The organism is Tenacibaculum mesophilum (genome assembly GCF_003867075.1).
Classification (GTDB): domain Bacteria; phylum Bacteroidota; class Bacteroidia; order Flavobacteriales; family Flavobacteriaceae; genus Polaribacter; species Polaribacter mesophilus.
The window spans coordinates 733,313-746,358 of record NZ_CP032544.1 but is presented as its reverse complement, the minus strand read 5'-3'; the positions used below and the strand labels follow the sequence as shown (position 1 = coordinate 746,358).

The 13,046-nt window shown below is 30.1% G+C and carries 14 protein-coding genes and 2 tRNA genes; 6 read left to right on the top strand and 10 right to left on the bottom strand.

Annotated elements, in window-relative coordinates; genetic code table 11:
- Nucleotides 1-134: 134 nt before the first annotated feature.
- Nucleotides 135-217: transfer RNA gene (locus D6200_RS03505), tRNA-Leu, on the bottom strand.
- Between the two features lie 37 nt (nt 218-254).
- Nucleotides 255-327, bottom strand: a tRNA-Lys gene (locus D6200_RS03500).
- A gap of 107 nt (nt 328-434) precedes the next feature.
- On the opposite strand from D6200_RS03500, the gene D6200_RS03495 reads away from it, so the two are divergent.
- Nucleotides 435-953 (top strand): shikimate kinase, encoded by a 519-nt coding sequence (locus D6200_RS03495; RefSeq protein WP_047788817.1) that lies wholly within the window; start codon nt 435-437, stop codon nt 951-953.
- Here the strand turns inward: D6200_RS03495 and D6200_RS03490 are convergent.
- Both D6200_RS03490 and D6200_RS03485 read right to left on the bottom strand, forming a co-directional pair.
- Nucleotides 945-1,448 carry a phosphoribosyltransferase domain-containing protein gene (locus D6200_RS03490; RefSeq protein ID WP_073184038.1) on the bottom strand — a complete coding sequence of 168 codons (504 nt, stop codon included), beginning with the start codon at nt 1,446-1,448 and terminating at the stop codon, nt 945-947. The genes D6200_RS03495 and D6200_RS03490 overlap by 9 nt on opposite strands.
- A gap of 28 nt (nt 1,449-1,476) precedes the next feature.
- On the bottom strand, nt 1,477-1,866 hold the full coding sequence (locus tag D6200_RS03485; RefSeq protein ID WP_047788815.1) for an RNA-binding S4 domain-containing protein: 390 nt from the start codon (nt 1,864-1,866) through the stop codon (nt 1,477-1,479).
- Nucleotides 1,867-1,945: 79 nt separating this feature from the next.
- On the opposite strand from D6200_RS03485, the gene D6200_RS03480 reads away from it, so the two are divergent.
- Nucleotides 1,946-2,842 (top strand): FKBP-type peptidyl-prolyl cis-trans isomerase, encoded by an 897-nt coding sequence (locus D6200_RS03480; RefSeq protein WP_047788814.1) that lies wholly within the window; start codon nt 1,946-1,948, stop codon nt 2,840-2,842.
- A 70-nt stretch (nt 2,843-2,912) separates the two neighbouring features.
- On the opposite strand, the gene D6200_RS03475 is transcribed toward D6200_RS03480, so the two are convergent.
- From D6200_RS03475 to smpB, 5 genes are all read right to left on the bottom strand, one after another.
- Nucleotides 2,913-3,542: a porin family protein gene (locus tag D6200_RS03475; RefSeq protein WP_073184036.1), complete on the bottom strand. Its 630-nt coding sequence runs from the start codon at nt 3,540-3,542 to the stop codon at nt 2,913-2,915.
- 112 nt (nt 3,543-3,654) lie between these two features.
- The gene (locus tag D6200_RS03470; protein ID WP_047788812.1) at nt 3,655-4,605 is read right to left on the bottom strand and encodes a transketolase family protein; all 951 of its coding nucleotides are present in this window, start codon (nt 4,603-4,605) and stop codon (nt 3,655-3,657) included.
- Nucleotides 4,606-4,659: 54 nt separating this feature from the next.
- Nucleotides 4,660-5,241 (bottom strand): Maf-like protein, encoded by a 582-nt coding sequence (locus tag D6200_RS03465; RefSeq protein WP_073184034.1) that lies wholly within the window; start codon nt 5,239-5,241, stop codon nt 4,660-4,662.
- Nucleotides 5,228-6,124 (bottom strand): UbiA prenyltransferase family protein, encoded by an 897-nt coding sequence (locus D6200_RS03460; RefSeq protein WP_073184031.1) that lies wholly within the window; start codon nt 6,122-6,124, stop codon nt 5,228-5,230. Before D6200_RS03460 ends, D6200_RS03465 begins: the two co-directional genes overlap by 14 nt.
- Nucleotides 6,125-6,583 carry an SsrA-binding protein SmpB gene (gene smpB / locus D6200_RS03455; protein WP_073184029.1) on the bottom strand — a complete coding sequence of 153 codons (459 nt, stop codon included), beginning with the start codon at nt 6,581-6,583 and terminating at the stop codon, nt 6,125-6,127.
- A gap of 122 nt (nt 6,584-6,705) precedes the next feature.
- On the opposite strand from smpB, the gene D6200_RS03450 reads away from it, so the two are divergent.
- Together D6200_RS03450 and D6200_RS03445 are read left to right on the top strand one after the other, a co-directional pair.
- Complete coding sequence (locus tag D6200_RS03450) at nt 6,706-7,341, top strand: OmpW/AlkL family protein (RefSeq protein WP_073184027.1); 636 nt, start codon at nt 6,706-6,708, stop codon at nt 7,339-7,341.
- Nucleotides 7,342-7,473: 132 nt separating this feature from the next.
- Nucleotides 7,474-8,196, top strand: a complete 723-nt coding sequence (locus D6200_RS03445) for a DUF6503 family protein (RefSeq protein ID WP_047788807.1) — start codon at nt 7,474-7,476, stop codon at nt 8,194-8,196.
- Nucleotides 8,197-8,234: 38 nt separating this feature from the next.
- Here the strand turns inward: D6200_RS03445 and clpB are convergent, their stop codons facing one another.
- A complete protein-coding gene (clpB, locus tag D6200_RS03440) occupies nt 8,235-10,838 on the bottom strand; it encodes an ATP-dependent chaperone ClpB (protein ID WP_047788925.1) in 2,604 nt (867 codons plus the stop codon).
- 154 nt (nt 10,839-10,992) lie between these two features.
- Here clpB and ytxJ point away from each other — a divergent pair, with 154 nt between their 5' ends.
- Nucleotides 10,993-11,385, top strand: coding sequence for a bacillithiol system redox-active protein YtxJ (gene ytxJ / locus D6200_RS03435; protein WP_047788806.1), 393 nt, complete (start codon nt 10,993-10,995; stop codon nt 11,383-11,385).
- Nucleotides 11,386-11,456: 71 nt separating this feature from the next.
- Nucleotides 11,457-13,013 carry a DEAD/DEAH box helicase gene (locus D6200_RS03430; protein ID WP_047788805.1) on the top strand — a complete coding sequence of 519 codons (1,557 nt, stop codon included), beginning with the start codon at nt 11,457-11,459 and terminating at the stop codon, nt 13,011-13,013.
- The last annotated feature ends 33 nt before the right edge of the window (nt 13,014-13,046 follow it).

The following is a 13,046-nucleotide window of genomic DNA, read 5'->3' as shown; positions in this document are numbered from 1 at the left end:
TTTTTAAGATTGACTTTACAAAAAAGCCTCTCCAGTTTATAGTAAATTGAAGAGGTTTACTTTGATATTTAATACATAGGTAGATGAATAACTCTTATTTTAGGATTAACTATCTAAAATGTATATAATTATTGTGCACGTAACAGGAGTCGAACCTGCACTTCCGTTGGAAACAAGCCCCTCAAGCCTGCGCGTCTACCAATTCCGCCATACGTGCATAAACTAAAAAAGTTAAGCATGTGCTTAACTTTTTGTGACCGGGCTGGGGCTCGAACCCAGGACCCTCTCCTTAAAAGGGAGATGCTCTACCAACTGAGCTACCCGGTCATTGCTTCTTTGTGAAAGCGGTTGCAAATATACAACTGTTCTTTGAATCAAAAAAGCTTTTTTGTAATATTTTTTACTCATATTTGTAACTGCTTAATTACTAGATTATGAAAATTGTATTATTAGGGTATATGGCGAGCGGAAAATCGACTGTTGGACGAGTTTTAGCCGAAAAAATGCAAATTCCGTTTATAGATTTAGATGAATATATAGAGGAAAAGGAAGGTAAAACAGTTTCTGAGATTTTTGAAAATAATGGAGAAATCTATTTTAGGAAACAAGAACACGTATACCTAAAAGAACTTTTAGAGAAACAAAACAAATTTATTTTGTCTTTAGGAGGCGGTACTCCTTGTTATGCAGGGAATATGGATGTATTATTAAGTGTTAATGATGTGAAATCTGTATATTTAAAAACAAATATCACTACCATTGTAGATAGGCTAACGAACGAAAAAAGTAAACGCCCACTGGTAGCTCGCCTAAACAAAGACGAGTTGTCAGAGTTTGTTGCTAAGCACTTGTTTGAAAGAAGCTACTTTTATAATAAAGCAACATATAAATTAATAGTTGATAATAAAAGCATACATGAAACAGTAGAGGAGTTAGAAAAATTACTAAGTTAAGTAAGCAATTGTTTCATTAACCTTAAACTCTACAACTACATGTTCTTTAATAGAAGTTGATAAAGAAATTCCTTTAAAATCAGCTTTTACAGGATACTTTTTATGATTTCTATTAACTAATACAGCTGTTTTAAATCTTTTTAAAGGAACTTCTAAAAAATGCTTTACACCATATATTAAAGTTGTTCCTGAATTTAAAACATCATCTACTAAAACTAATGCTTTATTTTGATATTCTTCACTCTTAATAGAAGTAGTAATTGGACTGATAGGATTTTTTTTATCGATAGAAACTTTGCATAAAGTTATTGATAAAGGAGAGATGTCACTTAAAATAGTCGAAATTTTTTCTGCTAAAAAATATCCATTATCAGCAATACCAGCTATAATAATTTCTTTTTCGTCGCTATTGCTTTCGTAAATTTGAAAAGCAATTCGACGAATTTTTTGTTCAACTTGAGTATTATTTAAAATGATATTATTTAAGGCTGTCATAGTTAGTTAACTTTAACTTAGTTTTGGTTTACAAATTAACATCATTTTTATTAGAATCTTCATAATAATCATCAATATCACGACGATCTTTTTTGGTAGGGCGCCCTGTTCCTTTTTTACGATAATAATCTTTAGCGTATTTTAATAACTCAGTTTTTTCAAACTCTTCTTTAGGGGTTATGTCTTTTCTATATAAATCAACCAATTTAGCTCCAACTCGATTGGGTGGAATATCTAACACCTTTATTTTGTAATTAATTTGATTTTTTCGAATAGTTATTTCTTCGTTACCAAATATTTCTTTTGATGGCTTTAGGTTAGTGCCTTCTATTTTAACATGCCCTTTTTTACAAGCATCTGTGGCAATACTACGGGTTTTAAACAAGCGAATACACCACAAATATTTGTCAATTCTCATATAAAAAGTTAATTTTTATCGTTTCATTTTTTACAAAGGTATAAAAATGGTAAATTGCGCGTTAAAATTTCAGAATTAAATGATAAAATTTAAACATGTATTTTATACAGCCATTATAGGTACTCTTTTGTATGCTTGTGGAAGTGATAGCAACTCTTTAGTTGACAATTTTGACCATGAAGCTCAAGCTTTGAAAGATAAAGATTCGATAGCAAAATTTTTAAAGAATTATTATTTTGATGATACAATAGATTCTATAAAACCTATAATTGCTGGTAAAACACCATTGTCAGAAGATAGTAGGTTAATAAAAAAGACACATACAGAAAACGATATTGAATATGATTTATATCATTTAGTCATAGAAGAAGGACAATCTCCGAAAGGTAACCCTACAGAGTTAGACTCTGTTCTAACTAACTATCAAGTATGGTATACAACTAAAGTAGATCAACTAGAGTTAAGTCAAACAGGAACTACTCCAATTTGGTGGAATTTGACATTATCAGGAAGTCAGTTCGATGCTCCTACGCCTATTAGAGGGTGGACTTTAGGAATTCCAAACTTTAAAGCAGGTATTAATACATCTAGCCAAGGAGAGCCTATTTCTTATGATAAATTTGGAAAAGGAATTTTGATTGTTCCTTCAGGCTTAGCTTATAGAAATTCGGTAAATGGAGGAATACCTGCCAATTCTCAGTTAATCTTTTATATTGATTTATTCGACTTTGTAGAAGATACAGATCATGATAGAGATGGAGTACCTTCTATATTAGAAGATTTAGATGGAGATGGAAACCCTAGAAATGATGATACTGATGGAGATAATATTCCTAATTACTTAGATACAGATGATGATGGAGATGGAGTTTTATCAAAAGACGAGGATAAAAATGGAGATGGAAACCCAGCTAACGATTTTAGTGATCCAAATAAGCCTACGATACCAGATTATCTAAACAGGGATATTTTTTAAGGTCAAAAAGTAAACATAAAAAAAACCGAAGTCTTAGACTTCGGTTTTTTTTATGTTTAAAATTTAAAAGTTAGAACCTATATGATAAACCTATAATAATTTGGTTTATACGAGTATCAAAATTTACGTTTTCACTAATATTGTTATCTACAAATTTAGACTCAGTATCAGACAAAGCTCTTTCCCAACGTACATCTAATCCCAATTTACCAAGTTCAATACCAGCTCCTAACTGTAAACCAACTGAAAAACCGTCAGAATTTACTTGTTTAAGATCTTTAAAGTTAAAATCAGAGTCTAAAATATATTGAAAAGATGGTCCAGCAAAAACATGTCCTACTTTTAAAAAGTTTAAACCTAATAAAACAGGAATATCTATTTTTTGAATTTCATAAGAGACATTCTGGTTATTTGTTGAGTTGTTTGATTTTCCTTCTGGATAATAAACAACATTATTATTCAATTGTGTATATACCAATTCAGGTCTAATATATAAACCAGTAGCTGGTAATTTTATACGTAACCAAGCACCAGCATGAAAACCTGTTTTACTTTTGGCCCCATCAAAGACATCATTTTTTACATCAGAAAAAGAGTCAGAATTGTAGTTAATACCTCCTTTAATACCTCCTTGTATTTGGCTTTGTGCTAACTGTGAGCCTCCAATTAGAAGACATAAGATAAAAATTGCTTTTTTCATTTGTTTTTAATTTACACTATTATAATTGAGTTAAATATTTACTTTTATATAAAAAAATACATCACTTTAAACCTTAAAAGTGATGTATTTATTGTTTAGTTGTTTATGTTTTTTATTTTCTAGAAATAACTTTTTCAACTGCTTTTACTATAGCTTCGTCATTTAAACCATATTTTTTCATTAACTGATCTGGAGTAGCAGATTCACCAAAACTATCGTTTACAGCAACAAACTCTTGTGGAGTAGGGGCGTTGGTAGCTAAACAACGTGCTACACTTTCTCCTAAGCCTCCATATTTGTTATGCTCTTCAGCAGTAACTATACAGCCTGTTTTAGCAACAGATTTTAAGATAGCTTCTTCATCTAATGGCTTAATAGTATGAATGTTTATTACTTCAGCAGAAATACCTTTAACTTCTAATTGTTCAGCAGCTTGTAAAGCTTCCCATACTAAGTGACCTGTAGCAACAATAGTAACATCATTACCTTCAGTAAGTTGAATTGCTTTTCCTATTTCAAAAGGTTGATCGGTCATAAATACTGGTACTTTTGGACGCCCAAAACGTAAATATACAGGACCTTCATGTTCTGCAATAGCTAAAGTAGCAGCTTTGGTTTGGCTGTAATCACAAGTATTTATAACAGTCATTCCTGGTAACATTTTCATTAATCCAATGTCTTCTAAAATTTGGTGTGTCGCTCCGTCTTCACCTAAAGTTAACCCTGCGTGAGAAGCACAAATTTTCACATTCTTATCAGAATAAGCAACTGATTGACGAATTTGATCATAAACTCTACCAGTTGAAAAGTTAGCAAATGTACCAGTAAAAGGAATTTTTCCTCCAATAGTTAATCCAGCAGCAATTCCGATCATATTTGCCTCGGCAATTCCTACTTGATAAAAACGCTCAGGGTGATTTTCAGCAAATTCATTCATTTTTAATGAACCTGTTAAATCAGCACATAAAGCTACAACATTAGGGTTTCTCTGTCCTAATTCTGTTAAACCATCACCAAACCCAGAACGGGTATCTTTTTTTTCAGTATAAGTATATTTTTTCATCAGTTTGTGTTGTGTAAATACGCATCAAAAATAATCTTTTATATAGATGTAAAGCTACAATTTTGATAATTCTTTGTAAAGTTTATGAACAGGAAACCCCATAACATTAAAATAGCTTCCTTCAATTTTTGTTATTCCTATTTTACCAATCCATTCTTGAATACCATAGGCTCCCGCTTTATCAAACGGTTGGTACGTTTTTATATAGTAATCAATTTCATCGTCTAAAAGTTCTTTAAAACTGACTATAGTGGTGTCATTCACAGTTTTTTGAAATAATTTGTTAGTAATACATATAGAGGTAATAACTTTATGTGTAGTGTTAGATAGTTTTTTAAGCATTTGGAACGCCTCATTGTAATTTTTAGGTTTTCCTAAGGCTTCATTATTTATCCATACAATGGTGTCTGATGTTATTAATAACTCATTTTCTTTTAAATCTTTTTTAAAAGGAATAGCTTTTAAATCAGCCAAAAAGTCAGTTATTTCTGTTTGCTGCAATTCCTCAGGATAAATTTCTTCTATATCTTTGATTTTAACAGTAAAAGGAATATTTAAGCTTTTAATAAGTTCTTGTCTTCTCGGAGAGCTTGAGGCAAGAATAATAGAATACTGTGATAATTTAGTTGATAACATATTTAATATAATAAGATATAGTAGGAACACTTAAAAGAGCAAGAAAAAAACTTATATAGCTTATTTTTAATAAATTATTATAGTCTTTGCTTTCTGAAGCTAACATTAGTTTATATATAAAATATAGTTCAGGGAGTATTCCTAGCAGCATAATAGTTGAAAAAATAAATTTATTTTTTAAAAAGGCAACAGCAACAGAAAACACAAATAAACAAGCTATAAACGAAAGCATCAAGGCAATATCTTTAGCCCTTTTTCTACCAAGTAAAACAGGTAGGGTATTTTGTTTATTTATATTGTCATGGTTTACGTTAATAATATCAATAATTATTTCTATGACCATATTGCTAAGAAAAGAAATAATTACGTAACCTATGGTTATCAACTGGAGGTTATAAAATAATTCCCATTGTTCTATAGATAAGTTTAATGGGAAATCAAACCACCAAAGCATAAGTAAGGCAAAAGGTTTTAAAAAAGAAGTAACAATGTTACTAAAAAAGGTTTTCTGGATATTGTTTTTTGAATATAGGTGTACAACTATTGGACAAATTATAAAAATAAGACCATACCATATTTTATTTACCTTTAGTGATACAATTAAGCCTACTAAAATTCCAAATATCATTAATAAAATAGATACTTTTTTTATCTTATTTAAAGGGAGTCTGGTTTTTTTTTGTTTGTTTCTAAAAAAAAAGCTAGTTAAGTAACCAGAAGCTAATAAGAAAGCACTTGAAATAGATAGTAAACCAAGATCAAAAAAAGAGAGAGTTGTTTCAAAACCATAACCATATAAAAAAGAATACTTAAATAGAAATAAAATAAAAATAAAATATATAATTTTTTTCCACTGTATGATATTTAAGAAAGTATCATTCATTTAGTTAAAAGCCTTTTTTATTCTGGCTAAATCACGTTTATTATCACGATCTTTAATATTTTGTCTTTTATCATGGATTTTCTTTCCTTTAGCTAGAGCAATATCTAATTTAGCCCAACCACTTTCGTTAATGAATAAACGCAAAGGAACAATTGTATTACCTTTAGCTTCAACTTCCTTTTCAAGTTTTTTTAATTCACGTTTATTAAGTAGTAAACGGCGCTCACTTTTGGGATTATGGTTGTAATGATGCCCAAAGGCATACTCTTCGATGTACATATTTACAACAAAAAGCTCTCCTTTATCGTTAAACTCGCAAAAGCTCTCAGTAATTCGAGCTTTGCTTTGTCGTATTGATTTTATTTCAGTACCTGTGAGCTGAATTCCTGCTGTGTATTTATCAAGTATCTCGTATTCAAAACGAGCCTTTTTATTCTGTATGTTAATTTTTTTTTGCATAAAATAAAACACAAATATAACTATAATTTTAAGTTGTTAAATAAAATTATTAAGCTATGATTTAAGTCATGTTTTTAGGGAAGTGTGGAGTGTAATTTTGCTCAAAATTAAAACTTATAATCATGAAAAAAATTATATTAAGTATTGTATTAGGAACATTGTTTTTTAGTAATGTAAATGCTCAAGAAAATGCTAAGACAAATGATTTTAAAAAATGGCAAGCTCGTTTTAGATGGGTAAGTGTTTTACCAAATGAATCTGCAACAATTGGTACTATTGGAGGAGATGTTGAAATAGGTAAAAATTTTATTCCAGAATTAGACTTTACTTACTATTTTACTCAAAATATAGCAGCTGAATTAATTTTAGGAACAACTAATCACGATGTAAAAGCAGTAAACACAGCCTTGGGAAATGTTAATTTAGGTGATGTTTGGTTATTACCTCCAACATTAACGCTACAATACCATTTTAATATAAGTGATTTTAAACCTTATGTTGGGGCAGGTGTTAACTATACTATTTTTTACGATGCTAATCCAGGAGCAGTGGTTGATGTAGATTATGAAAATAGTTTTGGGTATGCACTTCAGTTAGGTTTTGATTACGATTTAGACGATACTTGGTTTTTAAACGTAGATGCAAAATATATAGGATTAAGTACAGATGTTTCTGTAAATGCAGGTGTAGCGACAGTACCAGCAGAAGTAGACATAAACCCGTTACTTATTGGTTTTGGAGTAGGTATGAGGTTTTAAACCAATAAATTTTAATTCCTTTTATAGAGCTACTTAATTGTAGCTCTTTTTTTATGTTAAACTTAACAAGTAAAATTAATGAATACTTGTAAATTTGTTTATAATTATAATGACTAAAATAAACAACATTTTATGAGATATTTATACATTTTATTATTTTTATCAATAGTTTCTTGTAAACCAAAATTTACTGCCCAAGAAATAATTGATAAGTCAATAGCATACTCTAGGTTGAACGAAATTGGAGATGCTACAATTTCCTTTGATTTCAGAAAAAATAATTATAAAGCAGTTAGAAATAACGGTGCTTTTAAATTAGTTAGAACTATAAAAAATGACTCGGTAAGAATAAAAGATGTGTTGTCAAATGACAATTTTGAGCGTTTTGTAAATGATAGCTTAGTTGAGCTAACGGAAAAAGATGAAAATCGTTATAGAAACTCTGTAAACTCAGTTCACTATTTTTCAGTTTTACCTTTTGGATTGAATGATAAAGCTGTTCAAAAAAAGCTATTAGAATCAGTTAAAGTTAAAGGAAAAGAGTATTATAAAATTAGAATAACATTTTCAGAAGAAGGTGGAGGAGATGATTTTGATGATGTATTTATATATTGGTTTGCTAAAGATAACTTTCAACTAGATTATTTAGCGTATAAATATCATACAAATGGAGGAGGAGTACGTTTTAGAGATATAAAAGAGGAAAAAATAATAAACGGAATTCGTTTTGTTGATTATAATAACTATAAACCTTTAAAAGATGGTATTGACTTTTATATTATTGATAAACTTTATGAAGAAGGTAAACTAAAAAAAGTTTCTGAAATCGTACTAAATAATATTGTAGTAAATTAAAAAAAAGGGAGTTTTTAACTCCCTTTTTTTATTCAAAATTAGTTATTAACTAAATCCGATTGATTTCTAAATACCAGCTCATCATCAAAAGCATCTAGTAAAATAATACTATCAGTAGTTACTTGTCCAGATAAAATTTCTTTAGATAACTGATTTAAAACTTCTTTTTGAATAACACGTTTTACAGGACGCGCGCCAAACTCAGGTTGGTATCCCTTTGTAGCTAAGTAATTGATAGCCTCATCTGTAGCGTCAAAAATAATGTTTTGTTGCGCAATCATCTTTTTAACATTATTCAATTGTAGTTTTACAATTTCTTTAATATTATTCTCTGATAATGGAGTGAACATGATAATATCGTCAATTCTATTCAAAAATTCAGGTCTTACAGATTGTTTTAATAAACCTAAAACTTCTGTTTTAGCTAAATCTATAGTAGTATCAATGTCTCCCTTCATATTATCAAATTTCTCTTGAATAATGTGGCTGCCCATATTGGAGGTCATAATAATTATGGTATTTTTAAAATCAGCAATACGTCCTTTATTATCCGTTAACCTACCTTCATCTAGTACTTGTAATAAAATATTAAAAGTATCAGGATGTGCTTTTTCAATCTCATCTAATAATACAACTGAATACGGTTTTCTTCTAACAGCTTCAGTTAGTTGTCCGCCTTCATCATATCCAACATACCCAGGAGGTGCACCAACCAATCTGCTTACTGAATGTCGTTCTTGATATTCACTCATATCAATACGTGTCATGGCATTTTCATCATCAAATAAATATTCAGCAAGAGCTTTGGCTAACTCAGTTTTACCGACTCCAGTTGTTCCCAGGAACAAGAAAGAACCAATAGGTTTGTCAGGGTTCTGTAATCCTGACCTAGAACGGCGTACAGCATCAGAAACTGCTTCAATAGCTTCTTCTTGACCAACAACACGTTTATGTAGTTCATCTTCTAGTTTTAACAACTTCTCACGCTCAGATTGTAACATTTTAGTAACAGGAACTCCGGTCCATTTAGCTACAACTTCAGCAATATCATCATAGGTTACTTCTTCTTTAATTAAAGAGTTTCCTTGTTGATTTGCTAAAATATCTTGTTGTTTATCTAGCTCTTCTTGTGCTTCTTTAATTTTACCATAACGTAATTCAGCTACTTTACCATAATCACCATTGCGCTCAGCTTTTTCAGCTTCGTGTTTATAGTTTTCTATATCAGTTTTTAAGTTCTGAATAGTATCTACAACACTTTTTTCAGATTGCCACTTGGCATTGATTTCATTACGCTCTTCCTTTAAATTAGCTAAATCGGCATTTAAAGATTTTAACTTAGTTTCATCGTTTTCACGTTTAATGGCTTCAATTTCAATTTCTAACTGCATTATTTTACGATCTAGTACATCTAATTCTTCTGGTTTAGAATTGATTTCCATACGTAATTTAGAAGCAGCTTCATCCATTAAGTCAATCGCTTTATCTGGTAAAAAACGATTGGTAATATAACGTTGGGATAATTCTACGGCTCCAATAATGGCTTCGTCTTTTATTCGAACCTTATGGTGTGTTTCATATTTATCTTTAATACCACGTAAAATAGAAATAGCACTTTCTGTATCTGGTTCATCTACCATCACTTTTTGAAAACGACGTTCTAAAGCTTTGTCTTTTTCAAAGTATTTTTGATATTCATCTAGAGTAGTAGCTCCAATAGCTCTTAATTCTCCACGTGCTAAAGCAGGTTTTAAAATATTAGCAGCATCCATTGCACCTTGACCACCACCAGCACCTACTAAAGTGTGAATTTCATCAATAAATAATACGATGTCTCCTTCAGACTTTGTTACTTCTTTTACTACAGATTTTAAACGTTCTTCAAATTCACCTTTATATTTAGCTCCAGCAATTAGTGCTCCCATGTCTAAAGAAAAAATTTGTTTTTCTTTAAGGTTTTCAGGAACGTCACCACGAATGATTCTGTGTGCTAAACCTTCAGCTATTGCAGTTTTACCTGTACCAGGCTCCCCAACTAGAATTGGGTTGTTTTTAGTTCTACGTGATAAAATTTGTAATAAACGTCTAATTTCTTCATCACGACCAATTACAGGATCTAATTTTCCGTCTTGTGCTAACTGATTTAAGTTTTTAGCATATTTATTTAAAGAATTATAAGTTTCTTCGGCACTTTGTGAGGTCACACGATTTCCTTTGCGTAATTCTTCAATTGCTGCTTTTAAACTTTTTTCTGAAACACCTTGATCTTTTAAAACTTGTGCTATTTGACTTTTAGATTTAAAAATAGCTAAAATTAAATGCTCAATAGAAACATATTCATCGTTCATTTTCTTAGCAATAATAGATGCTTCATTTAATGTTTTATTAGCTTCACGAGAAAGCATTAAGTCAGCACCAGTAACTTTAGAAAAACTTTCTAATTGCTTATCTAATATTTGTTGTATAACAGTTACATTTATATTGAGTTTCTTTAAAATGAAAGGAAGTACATTTTCGTCGACTAAAAATAAAGCTTTGAAGATGTGTTCATTTTCTATAAGGTTGTTACCATAACTTTGCGCTAATTGTTGCGCTTGTTGTATGGTTTCTTGTGATTTTATTGTATAATTGTTAAAATTCATATCGTTTTTATTTTTCTCTATAAAAGTCAAATTCAATACCAATTGATTTTTTTTTAAAACAAGAGACATTTTGTCTTTAAAAATAAATTTTTTATGACTTTTTGACTGGTAGGATGATAATTAAGAACAATAATGTTATTAAAATAAGAACTTAATGGGAGTATTAAACACTATTTTTGGAAGAAAAGACAAAAATGAAGAAGGAAAAGAGTCATTTATTAACTGGACTCCATTAACATCGGTAGAGCAAATAAAGGAAATAAAAGAATTATCGAATAAACAACCAATTGCTATTTTTAAACACTCAACAAGGTGTGGAATTAGTAGTATGGTAATTAAACGTTTTGTAAACAGTTTTGATGAGGAATTAAAAGATTTTAAAGTGTATTATCTTGACTTACTTAGCTATAGAGATGTTTCTAATGAAATAGGGTATACATTTCAGGTTTTACATCAATCTCCTCAGTTGTTGGTAGTTAAAAATGGAGAAGTAATTTCGCATGCTTCTCATTACGATATTGCTCGTATTGATTTGAAAAAAATCTAAAAAAGATGCCATTTTTAATGGGATTTCCTTAAATACCTCGTATTTTTGCGTATTTCAAAATTAATAGAGATTTGAGTAACGAAACAGCAACTTCACAACCAAAGAAAGGAAAAAATCTATACGATTATCAAAAAGAAGCATTGCACAAAATTTTCAAAAGTTTTGAGAATGCCCCCGAAAATTACCATTTACTTTATCAACTACCTACAGGAGGAGGAAAGACCGTTATTTTCTCTGAAATTACACGTCAATACTTAAAACATTATCAAAAGAAAGTATTGATTATGACACACCGAATAGAGCTGTGTAAACAGACAGCAAAAATGCTTAAAGAGTTTGGTGTTGTAAATAAAATTATAGATAGTAAAGCAAGTTTAGACGATCAAAATGAGTTTGATTGCTTTGTAGCTATGGTTGAAACGTTAAACAATCGTTTGAATGACGATATGTTAGATATTTCAGATGTAGGTTTAGTAATTATTGATGAGGCACATTACAATTCTTTTACTAAACTATTTAAGTTCTTTGATAAGTCTTTTATACTGGGTGTAACTGCAACTCCTTTAAGTTCAAATATTAAGCTTCCTATGAAGGATAATTATGATGAGCTTATTGATGGGGAGAGTATTGGGGCTTTAATTCAAAATGAATATTTGGCAAAAGCCAATATTTATTCTTATAATGTAGGTTTAACTTCGTTAGAAGTAGGGGCTAATGGTGATTATACTGTAAAATCATCTGAAGATTTATATACAAATACAGATATGCTTTCAAAGCTTTTACAAGCTTATGAAGAACGGGCTAAAGGAACAAAAACCTTAATTTTTAACAATGGTATTAATACATCGTTGCATGTATATGATACGTTTAAAAGAGCTGGGTACCCAATTGCACATTTAGATAACACTAACACTAAGAAGGAACGTGATTTTATCTTAAAATGGTTTCATAAAACACCTAATGCTATAATTACTTCGGTAAGTATCTTAACAACAGGGTTTGATGAACCTTCTGTACAATCAATTATTCTTAATAGAGCAACGAAATCGTTAACATTATATTACCAAATGATTGGTCGTGGTTCTCGTATTTTACCTGGGAAATCAGAATTTAATGTAATTGATTTAGGAAACAACTTCCATCGTTTTGGACCTTGGGGTGCCGATTTAGATTGGCAAAAAATGTTTAGGGCACCTAATTTCTATCTAGACAATTTATTATCTGATGAAGAAATAGAAAGTGACTTTAAATATGAGTTACCAGCAGATGTTAAAGCAGAGTTTGCTAATTCTGAAGACCTTTATTTTGATGTTAAAAAAGTATACAGAGACACTATTCAAGGAGGAGAGTCTTCAAAAAGAGTACTGGAAAAATCAATAGAACATCATGCAAAAATGTGTGTTGAAAATAGTGAAGATGTTTTTGATGCATTGATATTAGCAAAAATGTTGGGAGGAGATATTGATGACAGAATTTTTAGATACTCAAAATGTATCTCAAAGAGTACTCATAATTTCATTGATTGGTTACAAGATGACTATCGTAAAAAATTAAATAGTTATTTACGAAATAATTTTGATGAAGTATATGAGCAAATTCATGGACATCCACCACCTGAAGATGAATAAAAATAAAAAATCCAGTTCTTTTGAACTGGATTT